Raw genomic sequence first — 14,930 nt, forward strand, 5'->3', positions numbered from 1 at the left:
AACCGATTTCGGGTCCGACTCTGAAACAAAAGCTGCAAGTGGCTGCAATCCCGTTGGAGTGCTGCGGCCCAGGATCGAGGTTGGTAATGCCTGCAAGTGATGCCTTGTCTTTTCTCGTGGCGTGGACCGTGGCGCCGTTCAGGGTTGGCTCCGTCACGCCGTCCAGCACCAGCCTGGCGGCGCTGATGACGCGCGACATTGGCCCCGACACCGGCCCGGTGCTGGAACTTGGCCCTGGAACCGGTCCGTTCACCCGGGCGCTGCTGGGCCGTGGGGTGAATGAAGAGGATCTGACGCTGATCGAATCCGATCCGGATTTCGCCGCGCTGCTCAAGCGGCGCTTTCCCGCGGCCCGGGTTTTCGAAATGGATGCCGTCGGTATGCGCCATTTGTCCCTGTTCCAGGGGCCGGTGGTCGGCGCCGCCGTCAGCGGACTGCCCTTCCGCCTGATTTCGCCACGCAACACGCTCGCCATTCTCGACGGCGTTTTCGCAAATCTTCGCCCCGGGGGCGCGCTCTATCAGTTCACGCTCGGCCGGCGCTGCCCGTTCGACCAGTCGCTGCTCGACCGGCTCGATCTCGAGGTCACGCGGGTCGGCCATACCTTTCGCAACTTCCCGCCGGCGACGGTCTATCGCATCGCCAGGGTCAAGACGCTCAGCACCTATGACTGGCGTTTCGCATGACGGGGCCGTTGACGGCCATCCTCGGTTTCGGCCTGTTCGGCGTCTTCTGCCTCGCCGTCACCGAAAAGATCCTGCCGGTTCCACCGTCGCATGTGCTGCTGCTGTTCCTCGGCATGACGGCAGCGCCCGACGATGCGACGCTTGGCGTGCTGCTGCTGGTGACCACGCTCGGCTCCACGACGGGCTGCCTGTTCTGGTACGCGACGGGCCACAGGATCGGGCCGGACCGTGCCGACGCGCTCGTCGCGCGCTTCGGCAAATATGTCTTCTTGCGCCACGCGACCTATCGCCGGCTCGGTCAGGCCTATCGCCGCAATCATCTTTGGGCATCATTGCTAGCGCAGTTCATCCCGACGGTGCGCAACTACCTGCCGATCGCGGCCGGCGCGCTCTGTCTTCCCGTCTTGCCCTTCGCGATCGCCACGCTGCTTGGCGCGATGTTGTGGAACGCGGGCTTTCTCATCACCGGCTATCTGATGCGCGGCGGTGGTCAGGATTCGATCACGATAGGCTTCCGCATCATTGTCATCGTCGTCGCTCTGGAGACGATGTTCCTGCTTGCTCTGCGCTATGGCCCCGCCTGCCGGCGGCGCATCAGGCTGGTGCTCGGCTGAGCCCGCGGCACCAGTCTCCAGCCACGGGATAAGCTCCGGCGTCGGCTTTCCTTCCCTTGCGCGCCGGTGTTTAGTCCGGCCATGGCCTTCACCATCCGCCAGCTGCAATTCTTCATCGCCGTTGCCGAGCAAGGCACGGTGTCGGGTGCCGCGCAAAACCTGTCCATCTCGCAATCCTCGGTCACCGAAGCGATCAAGGAGCTCGAAAGCGACCTCGGCGTCGAACTGTTCGAGCGCCATCCGCGCGGCCTGAACATCACCCACAAGGGCCATCAGTTCCTGCGCCACGCGACAAAAATCCTTGCCGACGTTTCCGACGCACGCCGCTCTTTCTCAGGTGAACAGGCGGCAGTGGGCGGCCGGCTGCTGCTTGGCGTCACCTCGCTGGTTGCCGGTTACGTCCTGTCGGATCTGCTCGCCCGCTACCGCCGCGCCCATCCGGGCGTCGAGGTCTCGGCCATCGAGGACAATGGCGACTACCTCGAACATCTCTTGATCGGCGGCAAGCTCGACATCGCCGTCATGGTCACCTCGAACCTGCGCGACCGCACCGCGCTGCAATCGGAAATCCTCGAAGTCTCGGCCTACCGGCTGTGGCTGCCGCTTGGCCATCCGCTCGCCGGCGCCGATATCATCGGCATTGGCGACATCGCCGGCGAGCCGCTGATCATGCTCACCGTCGACGAGATTGAGGAGAACACCGGCAAGCTGCTGGCCGCCATCGGCGCCAAACCGCATGTCGCCTTCCGCACGCGTTCCGTCGAAGCTGTGCGCAGTCTCGTCGCCACCGGCGCCGGCGTGGCGCTGCTGCCCGATCTTGTCTACCGGCCCTGGTCGCTGGAAGGCGACCGCATCGAATCGCGCGATATTTCGGGCTCCTTGCCGGTGGTGCAAGTCGGCATGGTCTGGCGGCGCGGCTCCGGCCTGCCGCAGGCGGCGCGCGATTTCATCGGCCTCGCCCAGTCGCAACGCACGGTCCGCCGCTAGAGCAATTCCAGGAAAAGTGTGAAACGGTTTTCCCGAGAAAAGCGCGTAGCGCTTTCCCTGGGGAATTGCGTCAAAACAAAGAGTTAGAGCGGTTCGCCGTTTCCATGAAACGGTGAACTGCTCCAGAGTGTGGCCTACTCCAGGCTGACGTCGCCAGTCTCGCGCTTGCGCCTTGTGATGGAAACCGCCTCCGCCTTGAACGGCCCGATGGGAGCAACCTCGAAGCGGCCGGCGCCGGCAAGCCTGACGGCGCGGCGGAACGTCGGACACTCCATCGGCCGGGCTGCCGGACATCGGGCGGCGTGACGCAAAGCCTCTCGGATCGCGGTCAAGCGCTGGATGGTTTGGTCCAGTTCGTTCGCCTTGGCATCCAGGCGCCCTCGATCCATTTTCGGCAGGCCGTCGGGCGTCAGCATCGCGGAAATCTCGTCCAGTGCGAATCCACCGGCGCGTCCAAGCGCGATCAAGGCGAGCCGTTCCAGGACGGCCGGGTCGAACAAGCGGCGCTGGCCGCGACGGCCGATCGAGGCGATGAGGCCCTTCTCCTCGTAGTAGCGAAGTGTCGAGGCGGGCACGCCGGTGCGGCGCGACACTTCGGCAATGTCCATATCTTTCATGCTTGACCTCAAGTCGGCTTGAACTCGTAGAGTGCTGGCGACGATCGGTGAGAGCAACAGAAAAGTGAGGTCCGTTATGCCGCAATCCGCGCAGCCAAACACACGGCAAGCCGCGCTCTGGAACGACGCCAGCGGAAAGGCCTGGGTCGAGATGCAGCCGATCCTCGACGAGATACTGGCGCCGTTCGAGCGGCTGGTCGTCGATGCCGGCTATCCCGGGGAAGGGGGCAATGTCCTGGACATCGGCTGCGGCGCCGGCGCCACAACTCTGGCGATGGCGCGCCGCGTGGGCAAGGACGGACGTTGCGTTGGGCTTGACATCTCGCAGCCGCTTGTCGCCCTGGCGACGGAGCGCAGGAGGGGGGAAGAGGTAGCAAACGCAAGTTTTGAAGTTGGCGATGCCCAGACATATGCGTTCGAATCCGGATACTTCGACGCTGTTGTCTCGCGCTTTGGTGTCATGTTCTTCGATGATCCCGTGGCCGCGTTCACCAACATAAGACAGGCCGCAAGGCGCGGTGGCAAACTCGCCTTTGCTGCCTGGCGCAGTCCGGTCGAGAATGATTTCATGACGACCGCTGCGCGAGCGGCGGCGCCTTTCCTGCCGCCCGCACCCGCGCCAGACCCCGATGCGCCGGGGCAGTTTGCCTTTGCCGATGGCGCCAAGGTGAAGCGGATCCTTGAAGCGAGCGGCTGGGCGTCAATCGAAGTCGAACAGGCGGACGTCCTGTGCCAGATCGCCCAAGGCGATCTGATGACGTATGTCACCCGGCTAGGGCCGGTCGGCGCCGCGCTGCGCGAGGTTGACCGGGCAACGGCCGAAAAAATCACTACGGTGTTGCCTGCTGCCTTCGCGCCTTTCGTGGAGGACGGCGAGGCTCGCTTCAATGCCGCCTGCTGGCTGGTGACGGCGCTTGCTTGAAGGGCGCGTCTAGCTATCGGAAAAACCGATATCGCCTTTCTGATAAATGAATTTGCGAAACCGGAATTTTCAAAGCACCTTTCGTTTCAGGGGACCAAAGCCGCCATTGAGAGCGATATCAAGTCCAGCCGGCGAACTGACAGTTTTTCAGTCCGCGCCTGACCGCCAGCGAAGACCGAAACCGGCTTCGCGGTCAGGCGCCAAAATGGGAGATCGATGATGAATTCATTTCTGAAGTCATGCACTGCTTTGACGGTCGCGCTGACCTTTTCCGGTCAGGCCGTCGCCCAGGTCAAGGAACTTGGCAAGGGCGAAGGCCAGGTCAACATCGTTGCCTGGCCGGGCTACATCGAGCGCGGCGAAACCGACAAGGGCTATGACTGGGTGACCTCCTTCGAGAAGGAGACTGGCTGCAAGGTCAACGTCAAGACCGCCAACACCTCCGACGAGATGGTCTCGCTGATGAACGAGGGTGGCTTCGACCTCGTCACCGCATCAGGCGATGCGTCGCTGCGCCTCGTAGCCGGCAAGCGCGTGCAGCCGATCAACACCGATCTCATCCCGGGCTGGAAGACGGTCGACGCCCGCCTCAAGGATGCACCGTGGTTCACCGTCGGCGGTGTCCATTATGGCGTGCCCTACCAGTGGGGGCCGAACATCCTGATGTACAACACCGAGGTGTTCAAGGAGGCTCCCAAGAGCTGGAATGTCGTCTTCGAGGAAATGAAGCTGCCGGACGGCAAGTCCAACAAGGGCCGCGTCCAGGCCTATGACGGACCGATCCACATCGCGGACGCCGCCAACTACCTGATGTTCCACAAGCCGGAACTCGGCATCAAGGATCCCTACGAACTGAACGAGGACCAGTACAAGGCGGCACTCGGGCTGTTGCGCGTCCAGCGCACCCTGGTCGGCCGCTATTGGCACGATGCCGCCATCCAGGTCGACGATTTCCAGAACGAAGGCGTCGTCGCTTCCGGTTCGTGGCCGTTCCAGGTCAACACGCTGGTCGCTGCCAAGAAGCCGATCGCTTCCACCATTCCGCAGGAGGGTGCGACCGGTTGGGCCGACACCACGATGATGGAAGCCGACTCGGCCAACCCCAACTGCGCCTATATGTGGATGGAACATTCGTTGTCGCCAAAAGTGCAAGGCGATGTCTCGGCCTGGTTCGGTTCGCTGCCGGTCGTGCCCGCCGCCTGCAAGGGCAACGAGTTGTTGACCGACGAAGGCTGCAAGACCAACGGCTACGACAATTTCGACAAGATCAAGTTCTGGAAGACGCCGGTGTCGAAATGCACCACCCAGAACGATCAGTGCGTGCCCTATTACCGCTGGGTGTCGGACTATATCGGCGTCATCGGCGGACGGTGAGCACCCTTACCCTCCCCCTTGTGGGGAGGGTCGACGCGCAGCGTCGGGGTGGGGGCTGCGCGGCGGTCGGCGCCAGATCACCCCCACCCGCGGCTTCGCCGCGACCTCCCCCATCGAGGGGGAGGTGAAGTGGCGCGCGAATTCGCCATCCCAGCCATGATTTTCAGGCAGGGTGATCGACAGAACCAAACCGGCAACAGACTGACAACCCATGACCTCTGCCGTCTCCTTCAGACAAGTCTCGCGCCATTTCGGCAGCGTTCGCGCCGTCGACGCGGTCGACCTCGACATCGTGCCGGGTGAGTTCTTCGCCATGCTCGGGCCATCCGGTTCCGGCAAGACCACCTGCCTGCGCCTCATCGCCGGCTTTGAGCAGCCGACATCGGGCTCGATCTCGATCTTCGGCGAACGCGCCGAGGGCGTGCCGCCCTATCGCCGCAACGTCAACACCGTCTTCCAGGACTATGCGCTGTTCCCGCATCTGAGCGTACTCGACAATGTTGCCTATGGCCTCATGGTCAAGGGCATCGGCAAGGCTGAACGGCACAAGGCGGCGGAAGAGACACTGTCGCTGGTGCGGCTGCCCGGCTATGGCGCCCGCCGGCCAGGCCAGCTTTCCGGCGGCCAGCGCCAGCGCGTCGCGCTCGCCCGCGCGCTGGTCAACCAACCCAAGGTGCTGCTGCTCGACGAGCCGCTCGGCGCACTCGACCTCAAACTGCGCGAGAACATGCAGGAAGAGCTGAAGTCGCTGCAGAAGGCGCTCGGCATCACCTTCGTCTTCGTCACCCACGATCAGGGCGAGGCGCTGTCGATGGCCGATCGCGTCGCCGTCTTCAACGACGGCAAGATCATGCAGATCGGCACGCCGGAGGATATCTATCAGCGGCCGAAGACGCGCTTTGTCGCCGATTTCGTCGGCTCGTCCAACGTGCTGCCGCCGGACTTCGTCCAGCGCTATTGTGGCCAGCATCGCTGGGGCAGCCTGCGGCCCGAATCCATTCGCCTCAGTCGCACGGCAAGTGGCGAAGGCGTCTCCGCCCGCCTCGTCTCGACCAACTATCTCGGCGCCACGACCAGACTGGCGCTCGATGCCAACGGGTTGAAGCTGCACGCCATTGTGCCGGCCGGCACCGCCCTGCCGGTGGCAGGCGAGGCGGTCATGCTCACCTTCAACCGCGAGCATCTGCATCTGATGGATGAGCCGGCATGATGGGGCTGGAGGCAGTTGTGGCCAATGGGCCAGGCGAGACGTTCTATGGCGCGAAGGATCGCGGCCTTTCACATAATTTCCGCCAGGACAGGGCGGCGCCATGACAGTCGCCGCGCTCAACTCCAATCCCGCACCTGCCATCCTGCCGGGCAGCGGCGGCGTGCGCGGTGCGCTGTCGGATCTTTTCTGGCGCAAGCCCAAGGTCCTGCTGCTGCTCATGCTGCTGCCGCCGGTGCTGTGGCTCGGCATCGTCTATATCGGCTCGCTGTTCGCACTGCTGGCGCAGAGCTTTTTTTCCATCGACGAGTATTCCGGCCTGATCAACCGTGAGTTCACGCTGAAGACCTATGGCGACCTGTTCCAGGCCACCAATCTCGACATCATCCTGCGCACGGTGACGATGGCGGCTCTCGTCACGCTGGCCTCGGCCATCGTCGCTTTCCCGATCGCCTACTACGCGGCGCGCTATGCCCGCGGGCGCTGGAAGGCGCTGTTCTATCTCGGCATCATGCTGCCACTGTGGTCGAGCTACCTGGTCAAGATCTACGCCTGGAAGCTGATCCTCGCCAAGGAAGGCATCCTGACCTGGCTGTTCGGCAAGCTGCATCTGCAATGGCTGATCGACGCCTGGCTGTCGCTGCCGGTCGTCGGCGGCAACTCGCTGTCGGTGTCGTTCACCGGCACCTTCATCGTATTCGTCTATGTCTGGCTGCCGTTCATGATCCTGCCTGTGCAGGCCGCCCTTGAGCGCGTGCCGGGCAATCTGGTCGAGGCCTCGTCCGATTTGGGGGCTTCGCCCGGCCAGACCTTCCGCAACGTGCTGTTCCCGCTGGCGTTGCCCGGCATCGTCGCCGGCTCGATCTTCACCTTCTCGCTGACGCTGGGCGACTACATCATCCCGCAGATCATCGGCACCTCGCGGCTGTTCATCGGCCAGGCCGTCTATTCGCAGCAAGGCACGGCCGGCAACATCCCGCTCGCCGCAGCCTTCACCGTGGTGCCGATCGTCATCATGAGCTTCTACCTCTGGGGCGCCAAGCGCATGGGGGCCTTCGATGCGCTCTGACGGTTCCCAGTCGGCTCCACTCGGCTTGAAGATCGCTGCCTCTTGCGGCCTGCTGTTCCTGCATCTGCCGATCCTGTTGATCTTCGTCTATGCCTTCACGACCGAGGAAAAAAGCTTCGTCTGGCCGCCGCCGGGGCTGACCACGCAATGGTTCGCCGTCACCTGGAACCGGCCGGATGTCTGGCAGGCGCTGTCGTTGTCGGTCAGGGTTGCCGCCATCTCGACGGCGATCGCGCTGATCCTCGGCACGCTCTGTTCGGCGGCCGTTTCGCGGACAAAATTCTTCGGCCGCGAAACCATCTCGCTGCTGGTCATCCTGCCGATCGCGCTGCCCGGCATCATCACCGGCATCGCGCTGCGCTCCGCCTTCTCGCTGGCCGACATCCCGTTCTCGTTCTGGACGATCGTGCTCGGCCACGCCACCTTCTGCGTCGTCGTCGTCTACAACAACGCCGTCGCCCGTTTCCGCCGCACCTCGGGTTCGATGATCGAGGCCTCGATGGACCTCGGCGCCGATGGTTTCCAGACGTTCAGGCATGTCGTGCTGCCCAATATCGCCACAGCGCTGCTCGCCGGCGGCATGCTGGCCTTCGCGCTGTCCTTCGACGAGGTCATCGTCACCACCTTTACCGCCGGCCAGCAGCAGACGCTGCCGATCTGGATGCTGGAAGAGCTGATCCGTCCGCGCCAGCGCCCGGTCACCAATGTCGTGGCCATGGTCGTCATGCTGGTGACGCTGCTGCCCATCCTTGCCGCCTATTACCTGACCCGCGACGGCGACCAGATCGCCGGTTCGGGCAAATAAGTCAAAGAATTCATAAGGGAGAGACTTCCATGGACACCCAGATGCTGATCGGCTCGAAATTCGAGAAGGGTACCGAAACCGAGGAGCCGATCCTCAATCCGAAGACCGGGGCGACCATCCTCAACCTGCCCGAAGCCAACCCGGCGCAGATCGAGGCGGCAGTGCTGGCAGCCGAGAAGGCGTTCGTCTTGTGGTCACGCACCACGCCGGCGCAGCGCTCGGGCTACCTGCTGAAGATCGCCGACCGCATCGAGGCCGACTCGAAGGAGTTCGCCACGCTCGAGGCGCTCAACTGCGGCAAGCCGATCAATGCCGTGCTCAACGACGAAATCCCGGCGATCGTCGACTGCTACCGGTTCTTTGCCGGGGCCGTCCGCTCGATGCCGGGCGTCGTTGCAGGCGAATACATTCCCGGCCACACTTCGATGGTGCGCCGCGATGCCATCGGCATCGTCGCCTCGATCGCGCCGTGGAACTATCCGCTGATGATGATGGCCTGGAAGCTGGCGCCAGCAATCGCCGGCGGCAACACCGTGGTCTTCAAGCCGTCCGAGCAGACACCGCTGACGGCGCTGAAGCTGGCGAAGATCCTTGCCGAAATCCTGCCGGAAGGCGTGGTCAATGTCGTGCTCGGCCGCGGCGACAGCGTCGGCAACACGCTGATCAATCATCCCAAGGTCAACATGATCTCGATCACCGGCGATGTCGCCACCGGCAAGAAGGTGCTGCAGGCCGCCGCCAAGTCGGTCAAGCGCACGCATCTCGAGCTCGGCGGCAAGGCGCCGGTCATCGTCTTCGACGACGCCGATCTCGGCGCGGTGGTCAACGGCCTGCGCGCTTTCGGCTACTACAATGCCGGCCAGGATTGCACCGCCGCCTGCCGCATCTACGCCGGCAAGAAGATCTACGACAAGCTCGTCGCCGATCTGTCCTCGGCCGTCTCGACCATCAAGTACAATCGCCCCGACGACACTGAAAACGAGATCGGGCCGCTGATTTCGCGCCGCCAGCGCGACCGCGTCTCGAGCTTCGTCGAGCGCGCCTCGGAACTGAAGCACATCGAGATCACCACCGGCGGCAAGCCGGGCGAGGGCTCGGGTTTCTATTACCAGCCGACCGTCGTCGCCGGTGCGCTGCAGGAAGACGAGATCGTGCGCCGCGAAGTGTTCGGGCCGGTCGTCTCGATCACCCGTTTCACGGAAGTCGACGAGGCGGTCAACTGGGCCAATGACAGCGACTATGGCCTGGCATCCTCGGTCTGGACCAAGGACGTGTCGCGCGCCATGGCGACAGCCGCGCGGCTGCAATATGGCTGCACCTGGATCAACACCCACTTCATGCTGACCAACGAGATGCCGCATGGCGGGCTGAAGCAGTCCGGCTACGGCAAGGACATGTCGCTCTATGCGCTGGAAGACTACACCGCCGTGCGCCATGTGATGGTTGCTCACGGCTAGCGCGCGGAAGGAAGGCAAGCATTTCAACCAGGGAGGAAAGAACCATGCATCGCCGCCAGTTTCTGACAACCGCAGCCATCGCCGCTACGCTTTTAGTCACGGCGCCATCCTTTGCCGCTGATACCTCGCAATCGGTGGTCGAAGCCTATCTCGCCGCCTGGAACGCCCATGACTCGGCCAAGGCCGCTGGCTATTTTGCCGACGATGTCACCTACTACGACGCTTCGGTCGGCAAACCGGTCAAGGGCAAGGAAGCCGCCAAGACCGGCGTCATCGACAATTTCCTGAAAGCAGTCCCCGACGCGGTGTGGGCGATGAAGGGCGCGCCCGTCGCAGAGGGCGACCGCGTCTCGTTCGAATGGGAGTTTTCCGGCACCAATACCGGCGCCTGGGCCGACGGCACCGCCGCCACCGGCAAGAAGTTCTCCTTCACCGGCGCCTCGATGATCTCGGTCAAGGACGGCAAGATCGCCACTCAGAGCGACTATTACGACGCGCTCGGCTTCTACAAGCAGCTTGGCCTGATGTAGCAGCGCCGTCTGCTTCCCTTCTCCCCGTTGCCGGCAGGGCTATTGCATATGGATTCTTGCGAAGAAGGACCCCCACCCTAACCCTCCCCACAAGGGGGAGGGAACGCTGCCGCGTGCCCTTTACTTCCTCTTTGGCGTCGAAGGGCAGGCAGTTTGTCGAGATCAGCGCCGACGGAAGTCTCCCTCCCCCTTGTGGGGAGGGGTCAGGGGTGGGGGTATTCGTAGGGCGCAAGCCTGACATTCTGATATGCGATTGCCCTGCCGTTACCGGGGAGAAGGGCGTCGGCCACTACTCCACAATGCGATAGATGGTCCACAGGCTGGTGCCTGACACGACATAGGGCTCGATCTCCTTGCCCCATTTGGCGTGCGCGTCGATCTTCCGATCTTGGCGAAGAACGCCTCCAACTGGGCCAGGCTTTCGACCTGGTGATGGGTTTCGACCGTCGCCTCCCGCGCGCCGATCGAGCCGGTCATGATCTGGAACCCGAGTTCGGCGATGCCGGCTTGCGAGCCGATCTCGCGTTCCCATTTTTTCAACAGGTCCAGCATGGTCTGCTTGTGCCCAAACCTGGCGTCGATCTGCCATCTGGCGCTGAACATGGCCGCCTCACTCGTCCCAGGCCTGCACGACGGTCTGCCGCGCAATCCGCCCGTTCTTCAGCTCAAGCATCGCCGCGGCGAACACTTTCGTGCCGTCCGGATAGGCGCAGGCCTGGGTGAAGGCCAGGCTGTCGCCGTCGGCGATGGTGGTATCGACCTTGTGGGTCATCGCACGGCTGCAGATGTCGTCCCAGAAGGTGGCGATCGCCGCGCGCCCGCGGACTTCGCGCGGCTTGCTCGGTGGGTTGTTGCGGTCGATCACTCGCACCAGCGCGTCGTCGGCATAGAAGCTCGACAGCATCTTTCCGTCACGGCTTTCGATTGCCTTCTTGATCGCCGCGCCGTCCACGGCCTGTGTCTTGGTCAGCATTTTATCCTCCATGTGCCCGTCTTCGTGATCGGGCGGTTGATGTTCAGAAGCGCTGCCCGGCCTCATTGCCAGGCAGGGACTTTTCTCACTGCGACTTCGCTTTGACAGCAGCGAACACCTGATCGGTCTGCTTCTTGAAGGTCGCGAGGTCGACCTGGCTGCCATTGAGCATCGTCGACCAGTGGCGCACGATCGCCGCCATCGTCACGGCTTCCTTGATCTCCTCATCGCTGGCGCCATTGAGCTTGGCTGCCTGCGTGTGGAAATAGATGCAGTACTGGCAAGGAATCTGCGACGCCACGGCGAGGCCCATCAGTTCCTTGGTCTTGCCGTCGAGTGCTGTCTTCGGATTGAGCTGGACGCTCTTGATTTCGGCCCAGGCACCGGCGACCGCGACATCCGGCAGCGTCTTGAACATGTCCGGCACCGAGCCGAGCGTCGCCTGGATGTCCTTGTAGGCGGCCGTCGCCGACGCATCTTCAGCCTTCGCCGGGGCCATGGTGAACAGCGCACCAACGCCTACTGCTATCACCAGCGATTTGAGTGTCTGGTTTGACTTCAGCATCTCCTCCTCCATTCGCAGCGCCTTTCCCGGCGACACTCGCCTTGGCCTGCATGGGGAGAATTGATAGCGCCCGCATGCCCCGGGCCGCTTCGCCCGAAAGCGCCATGGCTCCTATGGCCCGTCTGGGCCAGTGTGACGCACTGAGAACGCTGCTGCCGCCGCTCGCGATGGCAGGTCCAGCTTGAGCAATATGTTGGCGACGTGGCGCTTGACCGTGTGCTCGCTCAGCCTCAATTCGGCGGCGATCGCGGCATTGCTCTTGCCGTCGGCAATCAGGCCCACCACTTCGCTTTCCCTCGCCGTCAGCATAGCCGGCTCGGTCGTTCGCGTCCTGGCGCGGCAGTCGGGCTCCAGATGCTGTTCGGACATCGCCTGGACCAGCGCCAGCGGCTCGTCCAGATCGTCCAGCGTGATGCGCCCTGCATCGACGAAATGAAGCCCCGAACCGGTTGCGAGATCCGCGACCAGCCGCGACGCGAGGATGTCGCCGCGACCGGCATGCGTGGCGAGCTGCATGGTCACGCGCGCCGTCAGCCCCACCGGTGGCCCGCGCAATTCGATCTCGCCGACATGCGCGCCCTGTGCACTGGCGACCCCGATACTTTGCGCCGCCTCGCGCAGCGCCGCCGCGCAGCGTATGGCACGTGCCGGTCCGTCGAAGCGTGAAATCATCAATTCGCCATGCGTGCCTGCCGAGCGGCCACCATGGCGCCCGACCAACAGACGCCAGGTTTCCTGGAAGCGCTGGCTGCGTTCGCTCCACATGCGGTCGCCCATCCGCGCCGTATCGTAGATGCGCGTCACCAGGAGTGCCGACAGCACGCGGTCCACCTCGGCCACGGCACGCTCGCCGGTCAGGAACTCTTCGATCAGGTCAGCCACCCGGTCGACATCGCCGGTCCAGATCGGGTGGTCACGCCCGGGAATCTCGACCAGCCGCGCATTCGGGATCTTTTTGGCGAGGAAGCGGCTGGCGCCAGGATCGACCCGCGCATCGTTGCGGCGATGGATCAGCAGCGTCGGCGCGCCGATTGCCGCAAGCACGCCGCGCACGTCGATTTCCGCGTTCATCCGCGCCAGCGTTGCCGCTGCCGTCGGACTCGCCGACAGCCGCTCGAAACGCGCCCACCAGGTTGAAAAACGGGCGTCGTCCACCCGGCTCGGCGCGAAATGGGGCAGGGTCGCGCCGGTGCCCCATGCGGTCTCCGCCGTCGCGATGAAGGCGTCGAGACGTTCCGGCGTCATCACCCATTTGTGGAAATGTGCGTAGCCGCCATAGAGCGCCAGCGCCCGTGTCCGCTCCGGATAGGTGGCGGCGAACAGCATCGCCATTGGCGCGCCTTCGGAGGCGCCAAGCAGTGCCGCACGGCCGCTGCCTGCCGCGTCCATCACCGCGCGGACATCGTCCATGCGGGTTTCGAGGCTGGGCAAATGGTGCGCGTCGACGCGATCGGAAAGACCCGTGCCGCGCTTGTCGAACAGGATCAGCCGCGAGAACGCCGAAAGCCGCTTCAACAGCCGGCTGTAGCCTTCGTCTTCCCAGTGCAGGTCGAGATTGGAAATGAAGCCCGGCACGAAGACGAGATCGAACGATCCCTGCCCGACCACCTGATAGGCAATCCGCACCTCGCCACTAAGGGCATAACGGGTCTCGATCGGCCTCATGCGTTTGTTCCGCCCGGCCTGACGATTTCTGATCGTCAACCATAGCAGAGGTAGTCCGTTTACGGCAGATCAAACTTTAGCAACATGGAATGTAAGACGAGGTGGCGCGAGCGCTACTTTTGCGATGCGGCGATCTCGGCCGTGGACTCGCCTGCGGCCGTGCCCTTGCCTCCGGGCACACCGCGCTCGACTTCGGCGCTGAAGCCAGGACTTTCAGGTGCGTTCGGTCGCCTGATCTTCGCGGAAGCAGCCACCACAAGCTCGTTGAACTCCGTGCTGCCACCGTCCAGCATCTCGAAGAACTGCCGGCGCATCCGTGGCTCCCAGAACTTGTTGATGTGCTCGGCGACGCCGGCAATGCCCTCTTCGCGCGGCTTGGAGTGAAAGAAGGCGGCGATCTGGTTGGCCATGCGGATCAGCTTCTCGCTGGTGCTCATGATGTGCTCTTCGTCATGCGACATGCTGGGCAACTCCGGAGATCACCCGGTCGGGGTGAGAGAAAATATCGAAATCGTCGCCGCGCACCAGCGCCACCAGCGTCATGCCGGCCTCTTGCGCGGTGCGGATGGCAAGGGCGGTCGGCGCCGAAACGGCGATGATGAAGGCCGAACCGATCGCGGCGGTCTTCTGCACCATCTCGACAGACACCCGCGATGTGACGACGACAGCACCCGATGCGCCGTCGATGCCGGCCTTGGCCAGCGCGCCGGCCAGCTTGTCGAGCGCATTGTGGCGGCCGACATCCTCGCGCGCCATGACGATGCCCTTGCCCGGCACATAGAAGCCGGCGGCGTGCACGGCTCCGGTTTCGGTGTGCAGCGGCTGCACCTTGGACAACAGCTTGACCGAGCGAACGATGTCGTCGGCCTCAAGCGTAAGCTTTGACGCACCAACGGCATCGACCGAGCGCATTGCTTCCTCGATCGATTCGATGCCGCACAGGCCGCAGCCGACCGGGCCGGCCAGCCGTCTGCGCCGCGCCTCGAAGCGCGTGTTGGCGCTGTCCTTTAACCGGATCTGGATGTCGATGCCGGCGCCATGATCCTCGACCTCGATGGCTTCGATCTCGTCAGGCTTGGCAATGATGCCTTCGGTCAGCGAGAAGCCGAGCGCGAAATCCTCGAAATCGGCCGGGCTCGCCATCATAACCGCATGGGTGGTGCCGGCGAAGGAGAACGCCACCGGCGTCTCTTCCGGCACCATGCGGTTGGCCGCCGCGGTGCCGCTGGCGCGGCGCGCCAGCCGCGAGATCTGGGAGATAGGAGGGCGTTCGCGGGTCACGAGGCGCCACGCCCTGGCCTGCCGGCCATTTCACTTAGGAAGCGTCGGAGGTTTCTTGCTTCAATTGCCGGTTGCTCTCCCAAGTCATCCTCCACTCCGTCGCTGCTTCGCAGCGCCACCTCTCCCCCCTCCGGAGGGAGAGGAAGGGAGCCTAGAGTTCGCGCGCTTTCCTCTCCCC

At 63.9% G+C, this 14,930-nt stretch carries 17 protein-coding genes; 10 read left to right on the forward strand and 7 right to left on the reverse strand.

The window, feature by feature from the left end; translation table 11 throughout:
- Positions 1-86 precede the first annotated feature (86 nt).
- The 3 genes from BPNPMPFG_RS26240 (at position 87) to BPNPMPFG_RS26250 (ending at position 2,287) form a co-directional block, all read left to right on the forward strand.
- Positions 87-686, forward strand: coding sequence for a class I SAM-dependent methyltransferase (locus BPNPMPFG_RS26240; protein WP_258591506.1), 600 nt, complete (start codon positions 87-89; stop codon positions 684-686).
- Positions 683-1,300 carry a DedA family protein gene (locus BPNPMPFG_RS26245; protein WP_258591507.1) on the forward strand — a complete coding sequence of 206 codons (618 nt, stop codon included), beginning with the start codon at positions 683-685 and terminating at the stop codon, positions 1,298-1,300. Before BPNPMPFG_RS26240 ends, BPNPMPFG_RS26245 begins: the two co-directional genes overlap by 4 nt.
- A gap of 81 nt (positions 1,301-1,381) precedes the next feature.
- The gene (locus tag BPNPMPFG_RS26250; protein WP_258591508.1) at positions 1,382-2,287 is read left to right on the forward strand and encodes a LysR family transcriptional regulator; all 906 of its coding nucleotides are present in this window, start codon (positions 1,382-1,384) and stop codon (positions 2,285-2,287) included.
- 134 nt (positions 2,288-2,421) lie between these two features.
- On the opposite strand, the gene BPNPMPFG_RS26255 is transcribed toward BPNPMPFG_RS26250, so the two are convergent.
- Positions 2,422-2,904, reverse strand: coding sequence for a helix-turn-helix domain-containing protein (locus BPNPMPFG_RS26255; RefSeq protein ID WP_258591509.1), 483 nt, complete (start codon positions 2,902-2,904; stop codon positions 2,422-2,424).
- Positions 2,905-2,980: 76 nt separating this feature from the next.
- Between BPNPMPFG_RS26255 and BPNPMPFG_RS26260 the strand changes: the two genes are divergently transcribed.
- The 7 genes from BPNPMPFG_RS26260 (at position 2,981) to BPNPMPFG_RS26290 (ending at position 10,268) form a co-directional block, all read left to right on the forward strand.
- Positions 2,981-3,826 carry a class I SAM-dependent methyltransferase gene (locus BPNPMPFG_RS26260; protein WP_258591510.1) on the forward strand — a complete coding sequence of 282 codons (846 nt, stop codon included), beginning with the start codon at positions 2,981-2,983 and terminating at the stop codon, positions 3,824-3,826.
- 219 nt (positions 3,827-4,045) lie between these two features.
- Positions 4,046-5,200, forward strand: a complete 1,155-nt coding sequence (locus BPNPMPFG_RS26265; RefSeq protein WP_258591511.1) for an ABC transporter substrate-binding protein — start codon at positions 4,046-4,048, stop codon at positions 5,198-5,200.
- Between the two features lie 211 nt (positions 5,201-5,411).
- Positions 5,412-6,410 carry an ABC transporter ATP-binding protein gene (locus BPNPMPFG_RS26270; RefSeq protein WP_258591512.1) on the forward strand — a complete coding sequence of 333 codons (999 nt, stop codon included), beginning with the start codon at positions 5,412-5,414 and terminating at the stop codon, positions 6,408-6,410.
- 100 nt (positions 6,411-6,510) lie between these two features.
- Positions 6,511-7,476, forward strand: coding sequence for an ABC transporter permease (locus tag BPNPMPFG_RS26275; RefSeq protein ID WP_258591513.1), 966 nt, complete (start codon positions 6,511-6,513; stop codon positions 7,474-7,476).
- Complete coding sequence (locus tag BPNPMPFG_RS26280) at positions 7,466-8,281, forward strand: ABC transporter permease (protein ID WP_258591514.1); 816 nt, start codon at positions 7,466-7,468, stop codon at positions 8,279-8,281. The genes BPNPMPFG_RS26275 and BPNPMPFG_RS26280 overlap by 11 nt, the downstream gene beginning before the upstream one ends.
- A gap of 29 nt (positions 8,282-8,310) precedes the next feature.
- The gene (locus BPNPMPFG_RS26285; RefSeq protein WP_258591515.1) at positions 8,311-9,738 is read left to right on the forward strand and encodes a gamma-aminobutyraldehyde dehydrogenase; all 1,428 of its coding nucleotides are present in this window, start codon (positions 8,311-8,313) and stop codon (positions 9,736-9,738) included.
- A 44-nt stretch (positions 9,739-9,782) separates the two neighbouring features.
- Positions 9,783-10,268, forward strand: a complete 486-nt coding sequence (locus BPNPMPFG_RS26290; RefSeq protein ID WP_258591516.1) for an ester cyclase — start codon at positions 9,783-9,785, stop codon at positions 10,266-10,268.
- A 264-nt stretch (positions 10,269-10,532) separates the two neighbouring features.
- Here BPNPMPFG_RS26290 and BPNPMPFG_RS26295 read toward each other — a convergent pair whose 3' ends face one another.
- From BPNPMPFG_RS26295 to fdhD, 6 genes are all read right to left on the reverse strand, one after another.
- Positions 10,533-10,871 (reverse strand): hypothetical protein, encoded by a 339-nt coding sequence (locus BPNPMPFG_RS26295; RefSeq protein WP_258591517.1) that lies wholly within the window; start codon positions 10,869-10,871, stop codon positions 10,533-10,535.
- A gap of 7 nt (positions 10,872-10,878) precedes the next feature.
- A complete protein-coding gene (locus BPNPMPFG_RS26300) occupies positions 10,879-11,241 on the reverse strand; it encodes a nuclear transport factor 2 family protein (RefSeq protein ID WP_258591518.1) in 363 nt (120 codons plus the stop codon).
- 85 nt (positions 11,242-11,326) lie between these two features.
- Positions 11,327-11,806, reverse strand: a complete 480-nt coding sequence (locus BPNPMPFG_RS26305; protein WP_258591519.1) for a carboxymuconolactone decarboxylase family protein — start codon at positions 11,804-11,806, stop codon at positions 11,327-11,329.
- Between the two features lie 111 nt (positions 11,807-11,917).
- Positions 11,918-13,471 (reverse strand): alpha/beta fold hydrolase, encoded by a 1,554-nt coding sequence (locus BPNPMPFG_RS26310; protein ID WP_258591520.1) that lies wholly within the window; start codon positions 13,469-13,471, stop codon positions 11,918-11,920.
- Between the two features lie 113 nt (positions 13,472-13,584).
- Positions 13,585-13,932 carry a formate dehydrogenase subunit delta gene (locus BPNPMPFG_RS26315; RefSeq protein WP_258591521.1) on the reverse strand — a complete coding sequence of 116 codons (348 nt, stop codon included), beginning with the start codon at positions 13,930-13,932 and terminating at the stop codon, positions 13,585-13,587.
- Entirely contained in the window at positions 13,922-14,752 is an 831-nt protein-coding gene (gene fdhD, locus BPNPMPFG_RS26320; protein ID WP_258591522.1) for a formate dehydrogenase accessory sulfurtransferase FdhD, read from the reverse strand. Before fdhD ends, BPNPMPFG_RS26315 begins: the two co-directional genes overlap by 11 nt.
- Positions 14,753-14,930: the final 178 nt, after the last annotated feature.

The sequence above is a fragment of the Mesorhizobium sp. AR07 genome, from assembly GCF_024746815.1.
Classification (GTDB): Bacteria; Pseudomonadota; Alphaproteobacteria; order Rhizobiales; family Rhizobiaceae; genus Mesorhizobium.